Annotated in this window: 18 protein-coding genes, 3 tRNA genes and 1 pseudogene; 11 read left to right on the plus strand and 11 right to left on the minus strand. The window is 62.6% G+C overall.

All coding sequences use genetic code 11. From position 1 onward, the window contains the following. Positions 1-31: 31 nt before the first annotated feature. Complete coding sequence (gap, locus tag CI805_RS09915; RefSeq protein WP_260922824.1) at positions 32-1,039, minus strand: type I glyceraldehyde-3-phosphate dehydrogenase; 1,008 nt, start codon at positions 1,037-1,039, stop codon at positions 32-34. Between the two features lie 25 nt (positions 1,040-1,064). Beyond that, positions 1,065-3,050 carry a transketolase gene (tkt, locus tag CI805_RS09920; protein ID WP_260922828.1) on the minus strand — a complete coding sequence of 662 codons (1,986 nt, stop codon included), beginning with the start codon at positions 3,048-3,050 and terminating at the stop codon, positions 1,065-1,067. Positions 3,051-3,314: 264 nt separating this feature from the next. Here tkt and CI805_RS09925 point away from each other — a divergent pair, with 264 nt between their 5' ends. The 4 genes from CI805_RS09925 to CI805_RS09940 all read left to right on the plus strand — a co-directional run bounded on the left by CI805_RS09925 (position 3,315) and on the right by CI805_RS09940 (position 4,922). Continuing rightward, positions 3,315-3,515, plus strand: coding sequence for a hypothetical protein (locus CI805_RS09925; RefSeq protein WP_260922830.1), 201 nt, complete (start codon positions 3,315-3,317; stop codon positions 3,513-3,515). 10 nt (positions 3,516-3,525) lie between these two features. Continuing rightward, complete coding sequence (locus tag CI805_RS09930; protein WP_260922832.1) at positions 3,526-3,903, plus strand: cell division protein ZapA; 378 nt, start codon at positions 3,526-3,528, stop codon at positions 3,901-3,903. A gap of 169 nt (positions 3,904-4,072) precedes the next feature. Continuing rightward, on the plus strand, positions 4,073-4,705 hold the full coding sequence (locus tag CI805_RS09935) for a 5-formyltetrahydrofolate cyclo-ligase (protein ID WP_260922834.1): 633 nt from the start codon (positions 4,073-4,075) through the stop codon (positions 4,703-4,705). Between the two features lies 1 nt (position 4,706). Further along, positions 4,707-4,922, plus strand: coding sequence for a DUF2842 domain-containing protein (locus tag CI805_RS09940; RefSeq protein WP_260922837.1), 216 nt, complete (start codon positions 4,707-4,709; stop codon positions 4,920-4,922). Between the two features lie 107 nt (positions 4,923-5,029). Here the strand turns inward: CI805_RS09940 and CI805_RS09945 are convergent. From CI805_RS09945 to thyA, 7 genes and pseudogenes are all read right to left on the minus strand, one after another. Beyond that, positions 5,030-5,106, minus strand: a tRNA-Asp gene (locus CI805_RS09945). 72 nt (positions 5,107-5,178) lie between these two features. Continuing rightward, positions 5,179-5,255: transfer RNA gene (locus CI805_RS09950), tRNA-Asp, on the minus strand. A 130-nt stretch (positions 5,256-5,385) separates the two neighbouring features. After that, entirely contained in the window at positions 5,386-5,970 is a 585-nt protein-coding gene (locus tag CI805_RS09955; RefSeq protein ID WP_260922844.1) for a YdeI/OmpD-associated family protein, read from the minus strand. Between the two features lie 25 nt (positions 5,971-5,995). Further along, on the minus strand, positions 5,996-7,297 hold the full coding sequence (locus CI805_RS09960) for a dihydrolipoamide acetyltransferase family protein (protein WP_260922846.1): 1,302 nt from the start codon (positions 7,295-7,297) through the stop codon (positions 5,996-5,998). 4 nt (positions 7,298-7,301) lie between these two features. Then, positions 7,302-8,353 (minus strand): annotated as a pseudogene (locus CI805_RS09965) (alpha-ketoacid dehydrogenase subunit beta). Further along, the gene (locus CI805_RS09970) at positions 8,350-9,699 is read right to left on the minus strand and encodes a 3-methyl-2-oxobutanoate dehydrogenase (2-methylpropanoyl-transferring) subunit alpha (protein WP_260922848.1); all 1,350 of its coding nucleotides are present in this window, start codon (positions 9,697-9,699) and stop codon (positions 8,350-8,352) included. The pseudogene CI805_RS09965 and the gene CI805_RS09970 overlap by 4 nt, the downstream one beginning before the upstream one ends. A 128-nt stretch (positions 9,700-9,827) precedes the next feature. After that, positions 9,828-10,808, minus strand: a complete 981-nt coding sequence (thyA, locus tag CI805_RS09975; protein ID WP_260922850.1) for a thymidylate synthase — start codon at positions 10,806-10,808, stop codon at positions 9,828-9,830. Between the two features lie 193 nt (positions 10,809-11,001). Between thyA and CI805_RS09980 the strand changes: the two genes are divergently transcribed. The 3 genes from CI805_RS09980 (at position 11,002) to CI805_RS09990 (ending at position 16,164) form a co-directional block, all read left to right on the plus strand. After that, positions 11,002-11,078 (plus strand) — tRNA-Pro (locus CI805_RS09980). 941 nt (positions 11,079-12,019) lie between these two features. Next, on the plus strand, positions 12,020-14,704 hold the full coding sequence (locus tag CI805_RS09985) for a TonB-dependent receptor plug domain-containing protein (protein ID WP_260922852.1): 2,685 nt from the start codon (positions 12,020-12,022) through the stop codon (positions 14,702-14,704). 275 nt (positions 14,705-14,979) lie between these two features. After that, positions 14,980-16,164, plus strand: coding sequence for a pyridoxal phosphate-dependent aminotransferase (locus tag CI805_RS09990; protein WP_260922854.1), 1,185 nt, complete (start codon positions 14,980-14,982; stop codon positions 16,162-16,164). Positions 16,165-16,267: 103 nt separating this feature from the next. On the opposite strand, the gene CI805_RS09995 is transcribed toward CI805_RS09990, so the two are convergent. Beyond that, positions 16,268-16,528, minus strand: a complete 261-nt coding sequence (locus CI805_RS09995; RefSeq protein WP_260922856.1) for a hypothetical protein — start codon at positions 16,526-16,528, stop codon at positions 16,268-16,270. Between CI805_RS09995 and CI805_RS10000 the strand changes: the two genes are divergently transcribed. Together CI805_RS10000 and CI805_RS10005 are read left to right on the plus strand one after the other, a co-directional pair. Further along, on the plus strand, positions 16,518-18,911 hold the full coding sequence (locus CI805_RS10000) for a TonB-dependent receptor plug domain-containing protein (RefSeq protein ID WP_260922857.1): 2,394 nt from the start codon (positions 16,518-16,520) through the stop codon (positions 18,909-18,911). The two genes, CI805_RS09995 and CI805_RS10000, sit on opposite strands and share 11 nt — an antisense overlap. Before the next feature lie 45 nt (positions 18,912-18,956). Next, complete coding sequence (locus CI805_RS10005; protein WP_409934886.1) at positions 18,957-20,744, plus strand: gamma-glutamyltransferase family protein; 1,788 nt, start codon at positions 18,957-18,959, stop codon at positions 20,742-20,744. A 168-nt stretch (positions 20,745-20,912) separates the two neighbouring features. On the opposite strand, the gene CI805_RS10010 is transcribed toward CI805_RS10005, so the two are convergent. Next, complete coding sequence (locus CI805_RS10010) at positions 20,913-22,448, minus strand: sigma-70 family RNA polymerase sigma factor (protein WP_260922863.1); 1,536 nt, start codon at positions 22,446-22,448, stop codon at positions 20,913-20,915. A gap of 325 nt (positions 22,449-22,773) precedes the next feature. On the opposite strand from CI805_RS10010, the gene CI805_RS10015 reads away from it, so the two are divergent. After that, positions 22,774-23,235: an STN domain-containing protein gene (locus tag CI805_RS10015; protein WP_260922870.1), complete on the plus strand. Its 462-nt coding sequence runs from the start codon at positions 22,774-22,776 to the stop codon at positions 23,233-23,235. Next, on the plus strand, positions 23,199-23,543 hold the full coding sequence (locus CI805_RS10020; RefSeq protein WP_260922874.1) for a TonB-dependent receptor plug domain-containing protein: 345 nt from the start codon (positions 23,199-23,201) through the stop codon (positions 23,541-23,543). Before CI805_RS10015 ends, CI805_RS10020 begins: the two co-directional genes overlap by 37 nt. Positions 23,544-23,571 lie beyond the last annotated feature (28 nt).

Here is a 23,571-nt window from a genome sequence, read left to right on the forward strand (position 1 = left end):
CCTTGCAGCTTGATCGAAAGGCGTTAGCCGATCAGAGGAACTTCGCCATCACGCCGGCGGTGTCCACCATGCGGTTCGAGAAGCCCCACTCGTTGTCGTACCACGACAGGACGCGCACCAGCTTGCCTTCGAGCACGGCGGTCTCGAGGCTGTCGATGGTCGACGAGTGCGAATCGTGGTTGAAGTCGATCGAGACCAGCGGCTCCTCGGTGTAGCCGAGCACGCCCTTGAGTTCGCCTTCCGCAGCGGCCTTGAGCAGCGCGTTGACTTCCTCTGCGGTAGTGTCGCGCGAGGGCACGAAGGTCAGGTCGACGACCGAGACGTTCGGGGTCGGCACGCGGATCGACGAACCGTCGAGCTTGCCCTTGAGCGCGGGGAGCACGAGGCCGACAGCCACGGCGGCGCCGGTGCTGGTGGGGATCATGTTCATCGCGGCAGCGCGCGCGCGGCGCGGGTCTTTGTGGACCTGATCGAGGATCTTCTGATCGTTGGTGTACGAGTGGATCGTGGTCATCAGGCCACGCTCGATACCGATCGCTTCATGCAGGACCTTGGCGAACGGCGCGAGGCAGTTCGTGGTGCACGAGGCGTTCGACACGACGAGGTGATCGGCGGTCAGTTCCTCATGGTTCACACCATAGACGACGGTCAGGTCGACGCCCTTGGCAGGCGCCGAAACCAGCACGCGCTTGGCGCCTGCGGTCAGGTGCTTGCTGGCGCTGTCCTTGTCGACGAAGAAGCCGGTGCACTCCAGCGCGATGTCGATGCCGTTCTCGGCGTGCGGCAGGTTCGCCGGATCACGCTCTGCGGTCACCTTGATGCGCTTGCCGTTCACGATCAGGTCGCTGCCGTCGACTTCCACCGAACCGGAGAAAGTGCCGTGCACGCTGTCGCGCTTGAACAGGAGAGCGTTTGCCTCGGCATCGGCCAGATCGTTGATCGAAACCAGTTCGAGGTCGTGGTCGGTACGCTCCAGAATGGCGCGGGCGACATTGCGCCCGATACGTCCGAAACCATTGATCGCAACCTTGGTCGCCATGTCCTTCTCCTTGTTTTAGCTAAACTTAGCCGAGCTTGTTGAGAATCTGCGGAACGATCGCCTCGACGCTGAAGCCGAAACGCTTGAACAGTTCGCCCGCCGGAGCCGAAGCGCCGAAACGGTCGAGACCGATGTTGAGGCCGCCGCCCAGGCTCGCGCCGGTGAAGCGCTGCCAGCCCATCGTCGTGCCCGCCTCGATCGAGACCTTGAGGATCGCCGGATCGTTGGGGAGGATCTCGGCCTGGTAAGCCTCGTCCTGCGCCGCGAACAGTTCCATCGAAGGCATCGAGACGACATCGGCGCCGATGCCCTGCGCTTCGAGGGCCTCGCGCACGTTGACCGCCAGTTCGACTTCCGAACCGGTGGCGATCAGGATCACCTTGCGTGCAGCTTCGGCGGCCTTGAGCGTGTAGGCACCCTTGGCCGAGAGCATGCCGCCGGTCTTGCGCAGCTGCGGCAGGTTCTGGCGGGTCAGGGCGAGCACCGAAGGGGTGCTTTCGCTCTGCAGCGCCAGCATCCAGCACTCGGCGGTTTCGATCACGTCTGCCGGGCGGAAGACCTGCAGGTTCGGGATCAGGCGCATCGACATGACATGCTCGACCGGCTGATGGGTCGGGCCATCCTCGCCAAGGCCGATCGAATCATGGGTCAGCACGTAGATCGAACGGATCTGCTGGAGCGCGGCCATGCGGATGGCATTGCGGCAGTAATCCGAGAAGATCAGGAAGGTGCCGCCATAGGGGATCACGCCGCCGTGCAGCGCCATGCCGTTCATTGCCGCCGACATGCCGAACTCGCGGATGCCGTAATAGACATAGCGACCGGCGTAGTCTTCCGGCGTGAACGGTGCCTGGCACTTGGCCTTGGTGTTGTTCGAACCGGTCAGGTCAGCCGAGCCGCCAACCATTTCAGGCATCAGCGGCGCCAGCACGTTGAGCGCGTTTTCCGAGGCCTTGCGGGTGGCGACCTTGCTGTCGCCTTCCAGCCACGACGCGAACGTCGCGGCTGCTTCGTCGACATTGGTCAGCTTGCCTGCCATGCGGCGCTCGAACTCGGCCTTGTCGGCGCTGGCATCGAGGCGTGCGGTCCACTCGGCGTGGAGCTTGGCGCCCTTCTCACCCAGCGAGCGCCAGTCGGCGAGGATTTCAGCGGGAACCTCAAACGGCGCCGAGGTCCAGCCCAGATATTCGCGCGCGGCGGCGACTTCGGCATCGCCGAGCGCGGCGCCGTGAACGTCGTGGCCGCCCTGCTTGTTGGGGGCACCCTTGCCGATAACCGTACGGCAGGCGACGAGCGAGGGCTTGTCGCTGGCAGCCGCTTCGGCAAGCGCACGCTCGATATCGGCGAAGTCATGGCCGTCGCACGAGAACACGTCCCAGCCCGAAGCGCGGTAGCGGGCAGCGACATCCTCGCTGGTCGACAGCGAAGTGTCGCCGTCGATGGTGATGCGGTTGTCGTCCCACAGAACCTTGAGGTTTGCGAGCTTGAGCGTGCCAGCAAGGCCCACGGCCTCGTGGTTGATGCCTTCCATCAGGCAGCCGTCACCGGCAATCACCCAGGTGCGGTGATCGACCAGATCGCTGCCAAACGTCGCGTTCAGCTGGCGCTCGGCCATCGCCATGCCGACCGCCATCGCGAAGCCCTGACCCAGCGGGCCGGTGGTGCACTCGACACCCGGAATCAGGAAGTTCTCGGGATGGCCCGCGCAGACCGAACCGGTCTGGCGGAAGTTGCGGATGTCATCCATCGTCGGGCTGGCATAGCCTGTCAGGTGGAGCAGCGAGTAGATCAGCATCGAGCCGTGGCCCGCCGACAGCACGAAGCGATCGCGGTCAGCCCACTTGGGGGCGGCCGGATCGAACTTCAGGAACTTCGAGAACAGCACGGTGGCAACATCGGCCATGCCCATGGGCATACCGGGATGGCCGCTGTTGGCTGCCTGCACGGCATCCATCGACAGGGCCCGGATGGCGTTCGCCATCGGCGCGAGACGGTCGGTGGTAAGGGTCATGGGAAGCTCCGGAAAAATACGGGACCGACCAGGCTTGACCGGTGGGCCGATCGGATACCTGTCCGGGCGATTCGATACGTTGCGGCCTCCCTTTAGGGAGCGGCGGGCGTGCGTCAAGTTCGCCTCCCGCGAGCCCAGCCCTGACGTAGGGCATGATGCGCTGACCGCAAGGCGAAATTCGCCCGATTGTGCACACGGCTCGACACTTGAATGCGCGATACCCGGTTGCCACTTGGGGGCGTGGAGGGATACCGACTTATGACAATGACAACCGATCCCCAGCACAATCTGCCTGTGAACAGCCTGCTCGACCGCATCGAGCGCGCGCTGGCCCGCGTCGAAGCCGCCTGCGAGACGGCAGCGCGCAACACCGACCATATCCGGGGGCGCCACAAGCGCTTGCGCGAAACCGTGGAAGGTTCGCTGCGCGATCTCGAAACGCTGATGACCGCGCCCAAGGACTGAGGGACAGGCCATGACCAACATCACCGTCACCATTGCCGCACGCAAATATTCGCTGGCCTGCGATCCCGAGGATCAGCCCCACGTCGAGATGCTGGCGGGCATGATCGACGAACGCCTCGCAATGCTGGGCGTCAAGGGCCAGACCGAGGCACGCTCGATGCTCTATGCCGCGCTGTTCCTGGCCGATGAACTGTGCAAGGCGAAAGCAGCGAACGCAGAATCTGCACCGGGGCAGGTTTCCGAATCGGTCGAACCCGATGCCGTTGATCCGAGCGCTTTCGCGTTTTCGCCCGAAATGGAGGCCGAGTTCGAGAAACGGCTCGGCGGAATTGCGACGCGCATCGAAAATCTTGCAGACCTTCTTGAGCACGACACACAGAACGCCTAGATAGGGCCTCGACGGGATCTGCCCGGCACGATCCGCGAACATCCCTGAGGCTATAAGCAATCCAAAGGGGGCTGTCCCTGCCCGAGCCACTATTTCGCATAGAGGCTCGATGTACATGGTCCCCACCTGACGTTGAGGCGTCAGAGGATTTCAATCGGAAAACGACCCCATGGTGGACCCGTCACCCCCCATTTCCCTTGCGGACGAGAAGGCCGCGCTGCGGCGCGAATTTCGCGCGGCGCGCAAGGCGCATGTCGAGGCGCTGCCGCATAACCTGCGAGCGCTGATCCTGAACCGTCCGCCTGCACCCGTCGCAGCCATGATTTCGGAAGGGGCCACCGTCGGGCTTTATTACCCCGTCGGCGCAGAAGCACCGGCGCTCGGTTGGGTGCGCTGGCTGGCAGAAAATGGTCGCACAGTCGCCCTCCCCGCCTTCACGGATCGTGACAGTGCGATGACCTTCCGCATCTGGGACGATGCTTTCGATGAAGAATCGCTGGAGCCCTCCCCCTGGGGCGGCGCGTTGCAGCCCGGTGTTGAGGCAGAGGAGGTTGTACCGTCTGCGGTAGTCATACCCCTCGTTGCGTTCACTGCGGCAGGCACGCGCCTTGGGCAAGGTGGTGGGCATTACGACCGCTGGCTGGCCGAGCATCCCGACGTGCTTGCCATCGGCCTGGCGTGGGATGTCCAGCAGGCAGAAGCCTTGCCCGTCGAGCCGCATGACCGCGCGCTCGCCGCGATCGTGACGCCAACCCGTATTCACGAACCTGCTCCGGCGACCTCGGCAAGCGAAGAGGCCTGATATGCGTGAGACTCCCACCTGGCGTATTCCGGTGGGGGTTCTGGTACTGTGCGCGGCACTGGCCGTCTACGGCCTGCTGATTGCACGCTATCTCGCACCTCTGATTACGAAATGGCCCCCACTGGCACAGGCGCTGGTCTATCTGGTGCTGGGGGTGGTGTGGCTGCTGCCCTTGCGTCGATTCCTGATCTGGATGGAAACCGGGCGCACGCGTTAAGATTCGCGAGACATCGGGAGTGCTTTCGAATGGATTTCGGGCAAAGAAAAAGGCCGGGTTTCCCCGGCCTTCTTTTCGCTTCTCATGGCGCTACTTTCCGAAGAAAGTGGCGCGAGTGACGGGGCTCGAACCCGCGACCTCCGGCGTGACAGGCCGGCACTCTAACCAACTGAGCTACACCCGCGCAGCCCTGAAGGCAAAACGGCGAACCGTTAAAGCCTACAGTGAGCTTCGCAGTGGAAGCGCTTTTCCCAAGTGGCGCGAGTGACGGGGCTCGAACCCGCGACCTCCGGCGTGACAGGCCGGCACTCTAACCAACTGAGCTACACCCGCTTTAGAAGCGTTGCGTCCGCTTGGGAGACGCGCCTCTAGGCCAGCACCGATGGGCTGTCAACGACCCTTGCGCACAGGATGAAAGATTTTTGCCATTTGATCCCCCAAGCTCCAGAGAAAGAACGGAAAATCACCGTTTTTCGTATTTCCAGTTGCGCCTTTTTCCCGCCGCGATCCACACCGTGGCCTCAGCCATGCGCTTCTCTCGCGTGGCTTGCGTCCTGGCCTCGGTGATCCATTCGAGATAATCCCTGCGTGCCGAGGCCGAGAACCCTGCAAAAACCTGTGCGGCAGCAGGAACGGCCGCCAGCGCGGCGGCGAAATCGTCCGGCATGGGGATTTCCGCCCTCGGCTCGCGCGTGGCAGGGCGCTTCGTCGCAGTGCCCGTTTCCGCAATGCGCAAGGCAGCCTCCTGAAGGCGCCCGATGAGAATCGAATCGTCGGGCAGGTCTTCCAGCTTCGTGATTTTTCCGAATTGCCCCATCGCGTCCCCCTGCCGTCCCTCCCCATGGATGACGAACGTGCAGTGCGCCTTGAATGCCGCCATCCCGGCAACGTTCTTCCCTGCCAGCGTGAAGTGGGGCATGCCCCACTTGATCGCCTCCTCGCAGCCGGGAAGCGCCTGATGGCACAGCGCGCGCAGATGGATCAGGATCGGACGGGCGAAGTCGGAACCCCCGGCGATATAGTCATCGATCCGCGTATCGTGCCCCATCTGTTCTGCCCCCGTTTTATGAAAATTACGGCCCTGCGAGTATCACCGCCGGCGCCTCGATCAGTTTTTTCAGATCCTGCGCGAAGCTGGCGGCATCCCAGCCATCTACCACACGGTGATCGCAGCTCATCGAGATATTCATCAGCTTGCGTCGCTCGATTCGCTCCACGCCGCTCGCATCGCGCACGAACATCGGCCTCTCGACAATGCGGTTAGGGCCGATAATCGCGACTTCGGGCCGGTTGATGACCGGCGTGGTCGCAACACCGCCCATCGGCCCGAGCGAGGTCAGGGTAAGCGTCGAGCCAGAAAGTTCGGACGGTTTCGCGGAACCATCGCGTGCGGCCTGTGCCAGTCGCCCAATTTCGGCGGCAAGTTGCCATAGGTTGCGCGCCTGCGCGTCGCGCAGCACCGGCACCATCAGGCCGCCGGGGGTCTGCGTGGCGATCCCGATATGCACGGAACCAAAGCGCGTCACCACACCCGCCTCGTCGTCGTAATGGGCATTGAGCATCGGGTAGCGCGGCGCCAGACGGCAGATCGCCGCGATCAGGAACGGCAGCATGGTCAGCTTCGGGCGATCCCCGCGCCCGGCATTCAGTTGCGCGCGTGTCTCCTCCAGCGCGGTGACGTCGTATTCCTCGACATAGGAGAAGTGCGGGATCGAACGCTTGGAGGCCGCCATGTTCTCGGCAATGCGACGGCGCAGGCCGATCACGCGGACCTGCTCGTCCACGCCCTTTGTACCTACGGGCTGAAAACCACCTACGGCATTGTAGGAGAGGAACGCGTCGAGATCGCCATGGCGCACCCGGCCATCTTCGGCGGGACGCACTTCGGCGAGGTCTATGCCGAGATCCTTGGCGCGCTGGCGCACTGCTGGGCTGGCGAGGACTTTTGCAGGTGTTCGCCGGGTTTCGGGAGGTAGGACAGGCGCAGGCGCGCGGGCTTCGACAGGCTCAGCCTGAGCGGCTGCGGGGGCTTCGGGTTTCTCGGGAACTGGCGCGGCAATCGCCGGTTCCGCCGTGCTCGCAGCCACCTCATCGGACGCAGCGGGAAGCGCCGTTTGCACAACGCTGCCCTCGCCCTCCATCTCGATCACCACCAGCGCCGAGCCGATGGCGATCGTATCGCCCGCCTCGCCCGCCACTTCGACGATCACGCCCGACACCGGGCTCTCCATCTCGATCGTGGCCTTGTCGGTCATCATGTCGGCGATGCGGCCGTCTTCCTCGATCCGGTCGCCGACCGCAACGTGCCAGGCGACGATCTCGGCTTCGGCGATGCCCTCGCCAATATCGGGCAGGCGGAATGTGTAGCGTGCCATCGGGTCAGTCCTGCAAAAGCCGGTCGAGCGCTTCACCGATGCGCACGGGGCCGGGGAAATAGGCCCATTCAAGGCTGTGGGGGTACGGCGTGTCGAAACCGGTGACGCGCTCGACCGGAGCTTCGAGGTGATAGAAGCAGCGCTCCTGCACCAGCGCGCTCAGTTCCGCGCCGAAACCGGAGGTGCGGGTCGCCTCGTGTATCACCAGACATTTCCCCGTCTTCTTCACAGAGTTTTCCACAGCCTCGATATCGAGCGGGACCAGCGTGCGAAGATCGAGAATATCGGCATCGATACCGCGTTCGGCCAGCACGGCCTCGGCTACGTGAACCATTGTGCCGTATGTCAGCACCGTCAGGTCCGCGCCTTCGCGCACCTTGCGCGCCTTCCCGAGCGGAATGGCATAATACCCCTCGGGCACCAGCCCGTCGGGATGGCCTTTCCAGCTTTTCGAGGGTGATCGTAATAGCCGTCGAACGGGCCGTTATAGATGCGCTTGGGCTCGAAGAAGATCACCGGATCATTGTCCTCGATCGCGGCGATCAGCAGGCCCTTGGCGTCGTGGGGCGTTGCCGGGATCACGGTCTTGAGCCCTGCGACATGGGTGAACAGCGCTTCCGGGCTCTGGCTGTGCGTCTGCCCCCCGAAGATGCCGCCGCCAAAGGGCGAGCGCACGGTGATCGGGGCGATGAACTCCGCTGCCGAACGATACCGCAGGCGCGCCGCCTCGGAGATCAACTGATCGAGGCCGGGATATATATAGTCCGCGAACTGAATCTCGGGCACCGGGCGCAGGCCATAGGCAGCCATGCCGACCGCCGCGCCGATGATGCCGCATTCGTTGATCGGCGTGTCGAACACGCGAGAGGGTCCGAAGGCTTTCTGCAGACCCGCCGTCGCGCGGAACACGCCGCCGAAGTAGCCGACATCCTCGCCCATCACGATCACGTTGGGATCGCGCGCCATCATTACATGCAGCGCATCGTTGATCGCCTCGATCATGCTCATCGGGCGCACTTGCGCCTCGTGCAGGCTGACCGCTTCTTCCTCGATCATGGCGTTTCTCCCGGATGCGTTGCGTCCCAGTCCGGCCATTTCAGGCGCCGCTCACGGATCGCCTGCTCGGCCTGCTCCTCAAGGTGCCAGGGCAGATCCTCGAACACGTCCTCGAACATCGTGTGGAACGGGTGGTGCAGCCCGTGGCCGAGAATGCCGTTCTTCTCCGCCTCGCGCGTGGCGGCGCGAACTTCCTCCGCCAGCGTCAGGTCCATCTCCGCCTGTCGTTCCAGCGACCATTCGCCCAGCGCGATCAGGTGATCGCGCAGCCGCGTGACCGGATCGCCGAGCGGCCACTCCTCCCGCTCCTGCGCCGAGCGGTAAGCCGTGGGATCGTCGGAGGTGGAGTGCCCTTCGGCGCGATAGGTAAAATGCTCGATCAGCGTCGGGCCATGGCCGGAGCGCGCGCGGTTCGCCGCCCACTCCATCGCCGCATAGACGGCCAGCGCATCGTTCCCGTCGACCCGCAGCCCCGCGACGCCGTAGCCGACCGCCCTTGCCGCGAAGGTCGCGCGTTCGGCACCGGCAAAGCCCGAAAAGCTGGAGATCGCCCACTGGTTGTTCACCACGTTGAGCACGACCGGCGCATTATAGACCGCCGCAAAGGTCATCGCCGCGTGGAAGTCCCCCTCCGCGCTCGATCCTTCGCCGAGATAGGCGGTGGCGATGCGGGTATCGCCCTTGATCGCGCTGGCCATCGCCCAGCCCACGGCTTGCGGGAACTGCGTGGCGAGATTGCCGGAGATCGTGAAGAAACCATAGTCGCGCGCCGAATACATGATCGGCAACTGGCGCCCCTTCAGCCGGTCCGCCCGGTTCGAGTAGATCTGGTTGATCATCTCGACCAGCGGATAGCGCCGCGCGATCAGGATGCCCTGCTGGCGATAGCTGGGGAACACCATGTCATCGTCGGCCAGCGCGAAGGCCGAGGCAACCGAGACCGCCTCCTCGCCCGTGGACTTCATATAGAAGCTGGTCTTGCCCTGTCGCTGGCCGCGGTACATGCGGTCGTCGAAGGCCCGCACCAGCGCCATGGTGCGCAGCATCTGACGCAATGTCTCGACATCCAGCCCCGGCGCCCAGGCTCCGAGCGGGCGATTGTCCTCGCCCAGCACGCGGATAAGGCCCGACGTCAGCGACAGCGTTTCCGATGCCGCGCAACTCTCGTCGGGGCGAGGCAAAGTCCCGGCCTCGGGAATCTCCAGATAGGAATAGTCCACGGCATCGCCGGGCCGGTATCGCGGCTCGGGAACGTGGAGTTCCAGCGGCGGCAGGTTGCCGCGCGCCTTGCGGGACGCACCTGTCCCATGCACTGCCGTCGCGTTCGGGGCCGTTGGATCGGCCATATCTGCTCTCCCATTCGGGTTCCGGGCCGAGGCATCCGGGATCGCAGAACAGGCTCCTTCTCGGGATGCGAAAATTCTACGACAAGGTCATATTATTTCACGCATGAGCAATGTCAATCGCGCACTTCTTACACCGCAACCGGCGCTGAAATATGCCCTTGCGGGGTATAATCGCGCACCTCGAAGTCTTCGATCCGGTAATCGAAGATCGATTCGGGGCGCCGTGCAAAAGACAGGACCGGCTGCCCACCCGGCGTGCGCGAAAGCTGCTCTTCCACCAGCGCGGCATGGTTCAGATAGAGGTGCACGTCGCCGCCCATCCACACCGCCTCACCCGGTTCCAGATCGCACTGCTGCGCAATCATCCGCGTCAACGCGGCCAGCGACCACATGTTGAAGGCAAAGCCCAGCCCGAGATCGCAGCTGCGCTGATAGAGAATGCAGGAGAGCCGCCCGTCCGCGACATGGAACTGGTAGGTCTTGTGGCACGGCGGCAGCGCCATCGCGTCGAGTTCGGCGACATTCCAGCCCTCGACGATATGGCGACGGCTGCCCGGATTGTTGCGCAGCGATTCGATCACCTGCGCGATCTGGTTGATTCCCTGCGAACGGCGCCGGAACAGCGCTTCGCCGCTGGTCGTCTCACCCACCGGCTCGAACACCGGCCAGTCGACCCATTGCTTGCCGTAGACCGGACCGAGATCACCCCACTGCGCAGCAAAGGCTGCATCCTCGACGATCCGCTTCGAGAAATCGGCGCGTTCGATCTCCTCGCCTGTTTCGCGGCGATAGCGGTCGAGCGGCCAGTCGGTCCAGATTTCGACGCCCTGCGCACACAGGGTGCGGATATTGGTTTCGCCGGTCAGGAACCACAGCAGTTCGCGCGTTGCCGTCTTCCAGTAGACGCGCTTGGTGGTCAGCAGCGGCATCGCGCCCCCCGAAAGATCGAATCGGATCGTCGCGCCGAACAGCGATCGCGTGCCGACGCCTGTGCGATCACGTCGTTCGTCGCCTGTCTCCCATATACGCTGCATCAGGTCGAGATACTGCGCCTCCCAATGCGGGGATTCGGCAACAGGCGGGAGCGGGATCTTGGCAGTGATGGTCATGGGCATGGCTTACGCACTCTTTCCCTGACACGGAAGCCTTGGCAGCAGTTGCGCGCAACGCGTCCGCTTTCGAAAGGCGCATCGATCTTTTTTCAAAGGAAATTTCGAAAGTTTGTAATCGCCCCTTGCCAGCCTCAGATTCGCTATTTATAGGCGCGCTCCTGCCTCGGGCGGTTCTTACCGCTCGATCGGTCGGGGAGTAGCTCAGCCTGGTAGAGCACTGTCTTCGGGAGGCAGGGGCCGGAGGTTCGAATCCTCTCTCCCCGACCAACAAAACCCTCGGGAAACCGAGGGTTTTTTGTTATCTGGAGTAATAGGTGGCGATATCTCGTCCACCCTTTGCTGTGACCTCACACACACATCTCAATCGCTCTGAGAAGACCCTGCCGCTCCTTGGCAAGGCGATCAGAACTTGCCTGCAGAAACGATGCTGCCTGCGTGAGCGAATGGGCGCGCCTACCCTAGCCCGACGTGGCCTCCGCCCCGTCAGCCAAGGTGCGTGAGACGCAATATAACGCGCGATGACACACTGCCGACAAAAAATTACATCGATTGCGTAACCGCGTGTTGACATTCGATTGCCGACCGATAGCATCGACCTCAATCAAGTACACAGGGCACGGGACGAGGCCCAGATCGGCATTTTGATCCAATTGGGATGATCAATGGCCGGTACGACCGTCGCACTTCAAGACGAAATATGCGTCGTAATGATATCTTGTCGCATATGCGACGAGGGATTCGTGATTTTTAGTCAAAAAATATCTGCCGACATTATTTTTAAAAATATTTATGGTGGGAATTCCGTTCTGAATCGTTCTGATAGGCGGAAAAGAGAAAAATACACTTCATCGATGTTCCGGAAGCGAAGCAGCAGACTTCGCAGAATTTTGATCCAGTATTTTGAATAATCGAATTTCTGTCAGTTTCAGGCAAATATGCTCTGGATACTTATCCTGAAATTTTCCCGACATTAAGGGGTCTGGAAAAATAAGGCGTCCGCAAAATAGCCAATAGGGGGGCTTTTGCGAGGCGAAGTGATGGCAAAATTGAGCAATTCACCATGTGAAAAGCATTAGCTGTGCTTTCACAGCCTTATGGGCGCGTCTTGCGTTCATGAAAAGGCGGTGATGCGCGCTGCGATTACATAAAAATGATCGTCTCGGGGGAGGCCGACCATCATTGCAGCCATCATGGGGGCTTTAACCGAAATGCAGTACAGGGAAGCAGTTTCGCGCGCCGCGCTTGCGGTCGCGCTCGGGCTCGCAGCACAGCCTGCCTTCGCCGCAGACGCAGCATCTGGTAGCGGCGCAGCGGACGAAGGGCAGACCACCGCCGCCGCCACGACCGCAGCCGCACCGGCAGAGGCCGCCGACGAAGGTCAGGCGATTATCGTCACCGGCACGCGCACGACGGGCATGAAAGCGGCAGACAGCCCAGCCCCGATCCAGTTGCTCAGCAACAAGGAATTGCAGCGTGTCGGCCAGCCCGACCTCGTCCAGAGCCTTGCCCAGACGCTGCCGACCATCCAGGCGCAGGCATTCGGTTCGGACCTTCAGGCGATGAACCTGCAGATGAAGCTGCGCGGTCTCTCGCCCAACCACACGCTGATCCTGATCAACGGCAAGCGACGCCATGGCACCGCCAACCTCGCGGTTTCGGGCGGTCCCTACGGTGGCGGCGCGGCGCCGGACATGAGCTTCATCCCGCCCGAAGCGATCGACCACATCGAAGTGCTGCAGGACGGCGCCGCCGCCCAGTATGGCACCGATGCCATCGCCGGCGTCATCAACATCATCCTCAAGGATGCCGACCACGGCGGATCGATCGACGCGACCGCAGGCCAGTACATGGACGGTGGCGGCGACACCTACAGCATTGGTGCAAACTTCGGCTTCGCCCCGATCGAGAACTCGTTCGTCAACATCACGCTGCAGAAGAAGAAGAAGGGCTTCAGCTTCCGCGGCGATTACGATCCGCGCGTCTATAACACCACCTCGGCGACCTCGCTGCTGACCAAGTATCCCGATACGGTCAATCAGTCGGACTACCCTTACGTCAACCGTATCGAGGGCGATCCGCAGATCGAACAGACTGTCGGCATGGTCAATGCCGGATACAATTTCGGCGACTACCAACTCTACGCCACCGGTTCGTACGGCCACAAATATGCGCGTGCTTACGAAAACTACCGCACGCCGAGCATCGTGACCTACTCGGCCGATACGTCAGACTACGCGACCGGCACACCCTATTACCCGACCGGCTTCTCGCCGCTGGAAGCCATCAAGGAGACCGATTATTCGGTAGGCGCCGGCTTCAAGGGCCCGATGGGCGCAGGCACGTTCGATCTCGCCACGACCTATGGCAACGATTTCGTCGGCGTCTATGTCCAGAACTCGGCCAATGCCCAGTTGCTGACAGACACCGGATTCACGCCAACCGAATTCCACAACGGCGATTTCAAGTCCTCGCAGTGGGCCAATACTCTCGATCTGACCTATCCGATCGATATCGGACTTTCCGAACCGATGACGATCGCTGGCGGTCTTGAATGGCGGCGCGATACGTATGGTATCGTCGCAGGCGATCCGGCATCGTATTATGGCGCGGGCGCGCAGTCCTTCTTCGGTTACGCCCCTTCCAATGCCGGCAATTACGACCGCACCAACTTCTCGCAATACCTCGACGTCAGCCTGAAACCGACCGAGAACTGGCTGGTCGATGGCGCAGTGCGCCACGAGCACTACAGCGACTTTGGCGATACAACCGTCTTCAAGCTGACCAGCCGCTACGACTTCTCGCCCATGTTCGCGATCCGCGGCACCGCCTCGACCGGTTTCCGCGCACCGACCCTGGCCGAAGAATACTATTCCGGCATCAACGTCAGCCCAACCTCGGTTTCGGGTGTGTTCGCTGCGAACTCGGCCTCCACTGCGGCGCTGGGCTTCGGCAACCTCAAGCCGGAGAAGTCGACTAACCTCAGCGCGGGCATCGTCTTCACGCCCAGTTCCAGGCTGACCTTCACGCTTGATGGCTACTACATCAAGATCCGCAACCGCATCATGATTTCGAGCACCTATTACGGCTTCAGCGGCGGCTACTGCCCCGAAGGCTACTCCGGCTCGAACGCGGCAAGCTGTACGCCCTACAGCGCCGACAACTACAACATCTACAACCAGGCCGCCGTATATAACGCCGTCTCCGCAGCGCTCGGCGGCTCGATCCCGTCCTATGTCCTCACCAACGATGACGGCACCCGCAACCTGAGCGGCGCGGTCAGCCTGCAGACTTTCGTCAACGGCGCCGACATGACCACAACAGGCGTCGATTTTGCCGCCCACTACGATATGCCGACCAGCTTCGGCACGATCAACTGGGGTCTGTCGGCCAACTACAACGACAACAAGGTCGACAAGATCAACCCGTTGCCTTCCGCGCTGTACACCAGCACGGTCAACCCTTCGGCCACCGCGCTCATCAACCGGTACTCGGTCTGGCAGTTGGAGAACAGCACGCCCAAGTTCCGTTCGGTTCTCAGCGCCTACTGGGAATCGAGCCGCTTCAGCGTGAACTTCCGCGAGAACTTCTACTCGAAGGTGTCCTCGCTGGCAGCCGCGCCTGCCGGTTGCGACTGCTCCGGTGATATCGAGACCCCGGTCAAGTCGGCCTTCATCACCGACCTCGAACTGGGCTTCAAGGCTACCGACATGATCAAGTTCTCGATCGGTGCGAACAACCTGTTCAACAAGTACCCGACCAAGACGCCCAAGGAGATCCGCGACGCCTATCTCAGCATCGCTTCGACCTCTTACGCCAGCAGCGTCTACCCCACCATCTCGCCCTACGGGATCAACGGTGGCTACTACTACGCCCGCGTGAACGTGAACTTCTGATCACACACGTGAACTGACAGCCAGGCCGCTGCATTGCGACGAAAAATTATCGTCAAAAATGCAGCGGCCCATGGCGGAAATTTTCGCTTCGTTCGTTTCAACAGACAGGACGGACCACTTTCACAACGCAGCAATGTACCCGAGCCGATCCGGGACAGATCGGAGCGAGTTCCTGCACGCGTTCGTGATCCGCGCCGACTGCACTGCCATTCTCTAAATTCGCCGCGCCGTCACGCGCTGACCGCAGGCAAGACATTCGACAGGGAGTTCCTTCAATGACCGACCTCGAGACCGAACTGGCCGAAACCATCGCGCCCGAAATCCGCGATGACCTGATGGGCCGCGGATACTCGCGCCGTCACCTTGGCCGTATTGCTGCGCTCCTCGGCGGCGGCGTTGCTCTCGCCGGGACCGCAAGCACGGCATTCGCGCAGCAGTCGGCCAAGGCCGTCGTCGGCGCCGTGCGTATCGGCTCGAACGAATGCTGGACCGGCCCCCTGCCCGCCGGTGTCGCCGCTGGCCAGAAGCTGGTGACGGAAGGCAATCGCTACGAGCCCGACGACGAGCACGAGAAGCTTTTCGCCGCCGTCGCACAGGTCGAAGGCGTTCCCGTCGAGCGCGTGACGGCATGGCCCGGATCGAGCGATCCGCTCAACCGCGTTGCCGTGACCTTCGCTTCGCCGACGCGCGGTATCGTGACTGCGGACCCGACCTACGAGCAGATCTGGCGCACCGGCGCATGGCTCGGCGTGAAGGTCACCAAGGCACCGCTGACGGCCGACTATCGCCATGATGTGAAGGCCATGTTGGCCGCCGATCCGAACGCCGGGCTCTATTACGTCTGCTCGCCGAACAACCCCACCGGCACGCTGACGCCGATCGAGGACATCGTATGGCTTGCCGAGAACAAGCCCAAGGACGCCATTCTCGTTGTCGATGAGGCCTACATCCACTTCTCCGGCACGCAGAACGCCGCCAAGCTCGCCGCCACGCGCGATGACGTGATGGTGATGCGCACCTTCTCCAAGCTGTTCGGCATGGCGGGCATGCGCCTTGGCCTGACGATCGCATCGAAGCAGATCCACGACAAGATGATGCGCTATGACGGCATGCAGGTCACGAACATGCTGCCGATGACCGCCGTCGCCTGCGGCACCGCCTCGCTCCCGCTCGCCGATCAGATCGCCGCGCGTCGCGGCCAGATGATCGCCGCGCGCGAAAAGACCATTGCCCATATCAAGAGCCGTGGCCTCAACGTCCTGCCCGGCAGTCATGCAAACATGTTCATGGTCGAATGGAAGGGCAAGACCCCCAAGGAAATGCAGGCCGCATTCCTGACGCACAACGTGCAGATCGGTCGTTCTTGGACGGCTTATCCGCAGATGTCGCGCGTTACAGTGGGCTCTGCCGAGGACATGCAGAAGTTCTGCCTGGCGCTCGACAAGATCCTGATGGCCTGACGCATGTGATTACGCCGCATCGCCCCACAATCGGGCGGTGCGGCAGTATCAATGCATGGCATTCGCTCAACGCATAAGATCGTTGCGCAAGCCAGCCTTCTCCTCATCCAAAAAATTCTGCTGGACCATGGCGGGTGTTCATCTGCCATTCGTTTTTCCGGTCAGTAACCCAACCGTCGACCGTGCCGACCGCACAAGCGGAGGCCGGCAGAACAGTCGCGTGGCGGATAGGGAACTGACGGTTTCGGGGTCGGCGCAGCCGATGCCGGAAGCCGATCCGGGAGAGAAACGAAGCAAGGTTCAGGAATTTGCGGCGGGCGTCCGGATCGGCCCTGTCGCGCGAGGAGAATAGAATGACGTTCAAGAACGCTCTGGTGCTGGCAGCCACTTCCGGCTTCGCCCTGGCCCAGGCTCAGGTGGTCCACGCGCAAACTGCGCCCGCAGCCACTGACGCTGGAGACGAAATCGTCGTTACCGGCACCCGTACCGAAGGCCGCTCGAAGCTCGACAGCGCTTCGCCCGTCGACGTGATTACGGCCAACGATCTCAAGCAGCAGGGCACCACCGAACTCGCGACCGCACTCGCGAACTCGGTTCCCTCGATCGACTTCCCGCGCCCCTCGGGCACCGACGGTACTGACGCGATCCGTCCTGCCACTTTGCGCGGTATGTCGCCCGATCAGACGCTCGTTCTGATCAATGGCGTCCGGGCGCATACGTCGGCAATGCTGAACATCAACGGCTCGGTCGGCCGTGGCTCCTCGGCCGTCGACCTCAATACCATCCCCTCGACCGCGCTGCAGTCGATCGAAGTCCTGCGTGACGGCGCCTCCGCGCAATACGGCTCGGACGCGATCGCCGGCGTCGTCAATCTGCGCCTGCGCGAAGCCGACCATGGTGGCGGCGCTACGGTCACCTACGGCATGTACGACACCGACGTCGACACCGCGCGCGACAGCCGCCACGTCAACGGCGAAGGTACGATCACGGCGGCAGGCTGGCAGGGCCTCAAGCTTGGCAACGACGGTTTCATCACGATTTCGGGCGAATACTCGCACCGCGATGCGACGAGCCGTGGCGACGTCGATCCGCGCCTGAGCACCCCGGTTGTAGACAGCCGCTTCGGCGATCCCGAGGCAGCAAGCTACAGCGGTTATGTCAACGCCGCCAAGCCGCTTGGCGATGTGTGGACGCTTTATGCCTTCGGTGGCTATCAGTATCGCAACAGCACCTCGGCCGCCTTCCCCCGCCTGGCGTCGGCAATGTCGGCCTACGATCTTGAGGATATCTATCCCGACGGCTTCCTGCCGCTGATCAACAGCCACTCCAAGGACATGACGGCAACCGGTGGCCTGCGCGGCGAGATTGCCGGCTGGAAGACGGACATCAACGTCAGCTACGGTCGTAACCGGATTGACTACTGGACGCGCAATTCGGCCAACTACACCTACGGCGCGGATACTCAGACCGACTTCTATGACGGCGCGCTGATCTATGATCAGCTCGTGGCAGGCGCGGACTTCTCCAAGGAGTTCAACGTCTTCCAGTCGCTGAACGTGGCATGGGGCGTCGAAGGTCGTCGCGAGAGCTACCAGATCAAGGCAGGTGAGCCCGCTTCGTACGACTATGGCACCGAATACCCCAACGCCACGGCCGGCGCACAAGGGTTCACCGGCTTCTCGCCGGACAATGCCATCGACAAGCACCGCACCAACGGTTCGATCTACGCTGACATCGAAGCGCAGGTAACGAACAAGCTGTTTATCGGCCTCGCAGGCCGCGGCGAAGACTATTCGGACTTCGGCAAGACGGCGACCGGCAAGCTTTCGGCTCGCTACGACTTCTCGCCGTCCTTCGCGATCCGCGGTACCGCTTCGACGGGCTTCCGCGCACCTTCGCTGGCCCAGCAGTACTTCACCTCGATCGCCTCTGTCATCGACACCACGACCAACGACACCGTGCTGACCGGAACCTTCCCGTCGACCTCGTCGGTGGGTGAGGCCCTGGGTGGCAAGGCGCTGAAGCCCGAAAAGTCGACCAACCTCTCGGCCGGTTTCGTGTTCCGCACAGGCGGCTTCTCGCTGACTGTTGATGGTTATCGCATCCATGTGCGCGATCAGATCGGTCTTTCCGAGCTGCTCTATGCCAGCACCAACGCGGAAGTTGCCGCGCTGCTTCAGCCCTACGGCGTTTCGGCAGCGCGCTTCTTCATCAACGGCCTGGCATCGACCACGCAGGGCATCGATGCGGTTGCCCACTACAAGTGGAACACCGACAAGGCTGGCACCTTCGACTTCACGCTGGCGGGCAACGTCAACCAGATCAAGGTCACCAAGGTCCCGACCCAGACATCGACCGTCACTACCGCGACGCTCTTCGCGCGTACCCGCATCCTGACCATGGAAGAGGGTACGCCGGGCGAAAAGGTCACGGGAACGATGGTGTGGAGCAAGGGCAAGATCGGCCTGACCGCACGCGAAACCTACTACGGCAATGTCGTGGAACCGGGTTCGACCGCGGCCAGCGACCTGGATACCGGCAAGAAGTTCATCACCGATCTCGAGCTGCGCTACCAGCCTACGGACTCGGCCCTTCAGCTGGCATTCGGCGCGAACAACGTGTTCGACGTCTATCCGAAGAAGGTTCCGGCCTCGCTCAATTCGACCGGTGTCGTCGCTTTCCCGTACTACTCGCCGTTCGGGTATAACGGGCGTTACCTTTACGTGCGTGCCAGCCTGAACTGGTAAGCACCACTTGGGCCATGCATCGCCCCCTAATCCCTTAAGCGGTGCATGGCCCCCTTCCCTGTTTTCTTATATTCTCAAGGCTTTCGCGGAGATCCCCACTTGCGCGCCTTTCTTTTGTCAGCCGGTTCCCTCGCCTCAGGTCTCGCTCTGGCCCTGTCCTCTTTGGCGCCTGCCGGGGCAGAGGCCCCCGTCGCGCCGCAAAGCGAAACGGCCAAGCCCGTTCAATCCGGTTTCGCGCGCCATGCGATGGTCGCCGCCGCTAATCCGCTGGCGACCGAGGCGGGTGTTGCCGTCCTCAAGCGTGGCGGCACCGCGATCGATGCAGCCGTCGCGATCCAGACCGTCCTGGGCCTTGTCGAACCGCAGAGTTCCGGCCTCGGCGGTGGCTCGTTCATGGTCTACTATGACGCCAGGACCCACAAGGTGACGGCTTACGATGGCCGCGAATTCGCGCCTGCCGGAGCCACCAACCGCCTGTTCGTTGACGATCAGGGCAAGCCCATTCCCTTCTACGATGCCGTGCTCGGCGGGATTTCGACCGGGGTTCCGGGCGCTATCGCCATGCTCGATCAGGCGCATCGCGACCACGGCAAGCTGTCCTGGGCCAGCCTGTTCGATCAGGGTGAAAAGCTTGCGTCCGATGGCTTCGTGGTCAGCCCGCGCCTTGCCAAGATGATCGCCTCGAAGGCACCGCAGGCCAAGGCGCCCGATGCCGTGCGCTACTTCACGAAGGCCGATGGCCAGCGCTATGTCGCGGGCGATGTCCTGAAAAACCCTGCTTATGCACATACCCTCGGCCTGATCGCCAAGTTCGGCGCCTCCGGCCTGCTGACCGGCCCTGTCGCACAGGACATCGTGGCGCGCCTGCACGAAGGTCCGCGTCCCAGCACAATGACGCTGGCCGATCTTGCCGCCTATCGCCCGACGGTAAAGCCCGCGCTGTGCGAGCCTTTCCTCGGTTACGTGGTCTGCACGCCGCAGGCACCTTCCGGTGGTCCCGGCCTCCAGATGGCACTGGGAATCCTCAATCACACCGACATCGCCAAGCGTAATGCGAGCGACGAAAAGGCGTGGTTCGAATTCGCGCAGGCAAGTCGCCTCGCCTATGCCGACCGCGACCGCTACGTGGGCGACCCCGCTTTCGTGAAAGTGCCGCTCGCCGGATTGCTCGCGCCGAACTACCTTGCCAAGCGTGCCGCGCTGGTGGGCGAAAAGGCGGGGCCGGTGACGTTCGGCCAGCCCGAAGGCGCGCCGGACTATGCCACGGACAAGACGCTTGAGCCGGGCGGAACCAGCCACTTTATCGTGGTCGATCAGTATGGTAATGTCCTGTCGATGACGACGACGGTGGAATCGATCTTCGGTTCCGGGCGTATGGTCGATGGTTTCTTCCTGAACAACCAGCTGACAGACAGTTCGTTCTCACCCAGCGATCCCGATGGCGTTCCGGCGGCCAACGCACCTGCTCCCGGCAAGCGTCCGCGTTCCAGCATGGCGCCTGCTATCGTGTTGAAGAACGGCCGCTTCTATGCCGCTGCGGGATCACCGGGCGGAAGCGCGATCCAAGCCTACAACCTCAAGGCCCTTGTCGCGATTCTGGGCTGGAAGATGAGCCCGCAGGACGCCGTGGCGCTGCCGAATCTTGTCGCCAAGGGGGACAAGTTCAACGCCGATCCGTTCCCGGCGGACATCATGAAAGGCCTTGCCGACCGCGACATGCCGCTCGACACCGCGCGCGGAGAAGAGTCCGGCATTCAGGCTATCATCGTGAAAAACGGTGGTTATCTGGGCGGTGCCGATCCGCGTCGCGAAGGCCGCGCCCGCGGTTTCTGATCTGATCCCCTGCCGGCGGAGCGCCTCGACAGCGTTCCGCCGCTAAACCGGGTTAAAACCGGCAGAGACGGGGCTAGAGACAGGGTAAACATGGGGTACAACCCGACACAGACGCAAAAAAGGGGCAACTGAGCCCCCTTTTTCATATCCGTCATCGAGCCGTTCGGATCAGGTGCCGATCTCGACCGATCCATCCGCCTCCCGCGTGATGTTCACGCCGAAGCCCGATTGCAGGGCATCGAGAAACACGTCGGATTCGTTGAGCCCGAAACGGCCGCCGATACGCATTTGCGCGACGGCGGGATCGTTGACCCGGAGCGGCTTTGCGCGGTAGCGGTTGAACTGGGCTGCGGCCTCACCGATCGTCAGGCCATCGAACACCAGCATACGGTCCTGCCACGAGGTTCGCTGCGCGATTTCCAGCGACGTCAGCCTTGCCGGTACGATGGCTGCGCCATCGACGATCCGCGCACCGCTTCCCGCCGGAACTTGCGCATAGCGACTGGCATCGCGAACCGAGACGACGCCTTCGGTCACGGTCAGATCCACCCGGTCGGACTGGCGACGCAACGTGAAACTGGTGCCGATGGCGCGGGTGATCGAATCGCCGGTCTCGACTTCGAAAGGCCGGTCGGGATCGTGCGCCACGTCGAAGGTGCCTTCCCCACGCAGCAGACGCAGGAAGCGACGGTCTCCGGTAAAGGCGACTTCGACTGCGGAATCGGTGTTGAGATGCAGCGTGCTGCCATCGTCGAGTTGGAGCGTCCTGACTTCGCCGAAACGCGTTTCGATACGCTCTCCACGCGGGCCGAAGAGGTGGCGCGCTGGCCACGCGCCCAGCAAGGCTGCCACGGCTACTCCGCTGAGTATGACACCACGGCGCGACGAGCGACCGGGGCGCACGTCCGAATCGGTGACGGGAAAATCATCCGGCTCGACAAGATCGGCCGGCACGTCGCGGCGCTTTGCCGCATCATCGAAACGGGGACCAAGCGCCTTCAGGCGCTCGGCATCCTGCCACGCACTTTCTGCTTGAGCGTAAGCTACGGCATGAAACGGATTTTCATCGACCCAGGCCATGATTTCGGCCCGTTCGTGATCGTCCGCATCAGGATACCGAACTGCGTGTCGTGCAGCCGTCTCCTCGATCTCCGCTCGTTCCGTTCTCCCGGAACCTGTTGGTTCACCGCCGAATTCCTCGCGTTGCCTGCGCGCCTGCATAATCAGTGCAAGTGCCTTGGCCAAATGTTTCTCTACGGTAGAAACGGATAACCCCATCACTTCCGCTATTTCGGCCACCGATTTTTCCTGAACCCGGCGCATATGGAATGCGCGACGGGCCTGGATCGGCAACTCGGGCAGGAAATTGTGCAGCCAGCGCAGTTCCGAGCGCGCCTGCAACTGTCCTTCCAGACTGGTGTCCGCCTGCAGCAGTTCGGCATCGGCAATCTGCTCGAATGAAACCACCTTGTTTCGCCGCGCTTCATCGATCACGAGATTGCGGGCGATATTATAGAGATAGGCGCGGCCGTGGATCACGCGTTCCCATTCGATCACGGTCCAGGCCCGGCACAGCACTTCGGCGACCATGTCGTCCGCGTCCTGGCCCCCCGTCACGATCCGCACGAGGCGCGAGCGCAGCGCGGCCTGATGCGGCAGAATGACAGACTTGTACCAGTCCAGCTTGGCGCGTGTATCGCCCAATCGAAACCCCTGCGACCCCGGCACGGCTACCCGTGCGCGGCTAAAACCATAAGAAGCGCCTCTCCACGCAAATGTACGGATTTGTTATATCCTGCCCTGTGCATTCCATTGCACCACGCATGTGCACGCCTGTCCAGCAAATTTGCGACATAAAATTGTCGCATGGACATTGTTCCTGCCGCAGTGCAAAAAAATCGAGCGAACCGATAGCGGTTTCGTGACGGCGGTCCGTTCTGGATGAGCAAGGGACGACGACGGCCAAAGGGGGGTCGGGTTGCGAGGTACAGGACGATACTGGCTCCTGTTGCCATTCGCGCCGCTACTAATGGCCGAGGCACCCGACGCCGCGCAACAGGCGCACGTTCACCCGTACCGGATCGAGGCCCAGCCCATGGCGCAAGCGCTCACCCGATTTTCGGAGCAATCGAACCTGCGCATCCTGTTCCCGTTCGAGGGCGTGCAGGCGATGCGATCGCGCGCGGTCAAGGGACGGCTTGACGATCGCGAGGCACTCGAACGCCTGATCGCCGGAACCGCGCTGCGGATCGCCAGCATGCGCGACAATGTGGTGGTGCTCAGTCTGCCGCGCAGTGCCGGCGCCGTTTCCGCAGGAGCAGCGCCCGGCGATACAGACAATCTTCCTGTGAGCCCGAGGCATGGTCTTTCCCGGCCGATCACCGCGCAGGGCGGCCCTGCCCCGGCGAACAGATCGTCGTCACCGGCAAGCGGATTTCCGACAGCAGTGAGGCGGTGGGCAGCGGACACACCACGCAGACCGTTGGCGTGACCCGCAAGGCCCTGCTTTCCGCGCCGCCGGGGATTTCCGGCCTGAAAATGCTGGAGTATCTGCCCGGCTTCAATGTCCAGACCGACGGCCCGCTCGGCCTCTACGAGTTCGGCAATTCGGTGCAGGTGCGCGCCTTCAACCTCGACGAGATCGGCTTCGTGCTCGACGGTATCCCGATGGGGCGCTCCGACGCGTTCGGGGCAGTCCGATCTTCCGCTATGTCGATAACGAGAACCTTGCGGGCGTCGAGGCCTCGCCGGGGGCCTCGGACGTTACCCAGCCGAGCTATTCCTCGCTGGGGCCGATGATCCGTTATTCGACGATTGCGCCGCAGGA

Source organism: Novosphingobium sp. 9 (genome assembly GCF_025340265.1).
GTDB lineage: Bacteria > Pseudomonadota > Alphaproteobacteria > Sphingomonadales > Sphingomonadaceae > Novosphingobium.

Bases quoted from the DNA above. Each gene is read 5' to 3' on its own strand.
- gap (WP_260922824.1), bottom strand. From the start codon at position 1,039: ATGGCGACCAAGGTTGCGATCAATGGTTTCGGACGTATCGGGCGCAAT.
- tkt (WP_260922828.1), bottom strand. From the start codon at position 3,050: ATGACCCTTACCACCGACCGTCTCGCGCCGATGGCGAACGCCATCCGG.
- CI805_RS09925 (WP_260922830.1), top strand. From the start codon at position 3,315: ATGACAACCGATCCCCAGCACAATCTGCCTGTGAACAGCCTGCTCGAC.
- CI805_RS09930 (WP_260922832.1), top strand. From the start codon at position 3,526: ATGACCAACATCACCGTCACCATTGCCGCACGCAAATATTCGCTGGCC.
- CI805_RS09935 (WP_260922834.1), top strand. From the start codon at position 4,073: ATGGTGGACCCGTCACCCCCCATTTCCCTTGCGGACGAGAAGGCCGCG.
- CI805_RS09940 (WP_260922837.1), top strand. From the start codon at position 4,707: ATGCGTGAGACTCCCACCTGGCGTATTCCGGTGGGGGTTCTGGTACTG.
- CI805_RS09955 (WP_260922844.1), bottom strand. From the start codon at position 5,970: ATGGGGCACGATACGCGGATCGATGACTATATCGCCGGGGGTTCCGAC.
- CI805_RS09960 (WP_260922846.1), bottom strand. From the start codon at position 7,297: ATGGCACGCTACACATTCCGCCTGCCCGATATTGGCGAGGGCATCGCC.
- CI805_RS09970 (WP_260922848.1), bottom strand. From the start codon at position 9,699: ATGGCCGATCCAACGGCCCCGAACGCGACGGCAGTGCATGGGACAGGT.
- thyA (WP_260922850.1), bottom strand. From the start codon at position 10,808: ATGACCATCACTGCCAAGATCCCGCTCCCGCCTGTTGCCGAATCCCCG.
- CI805_RS09985 (WP_260922852.1), top strand. From the start codon at position 12,020: ATGCAGTACAGGGAAGCAGTTTCGCGCGCCGCGCTTGCGGTCGCGCTC.
- CI805_RS09990 (WP_260922854.1), top strand. From the start codon at position 14,980: ATGACCGACCTCGAGACCGAACTGGCCGAAACCATCGCGCCCGAAATC.
- CI805_RS10000 (WP_260922857.1), top strand. From the start codon at position 16,518: ATGACGTTCAAGAACGCTCTGGTGCTGGCAGCCACTTCCGGCTTCGCC.
- CI805_RS10005 (WP_409934886.1), top strand. From the start codon at position 18,957: ATGGCCCCCTTCCCTGTTTTCTTATATTCTCAAGGCTTTCGCGGAGAT.
- CI805_RS10015 (WP_260922870.1), top strand. From the start codon at position 22,774: ATGGCCGAGGCACCCGACGCCGCGCAACAGGCGCACGTTCACCCGTAC.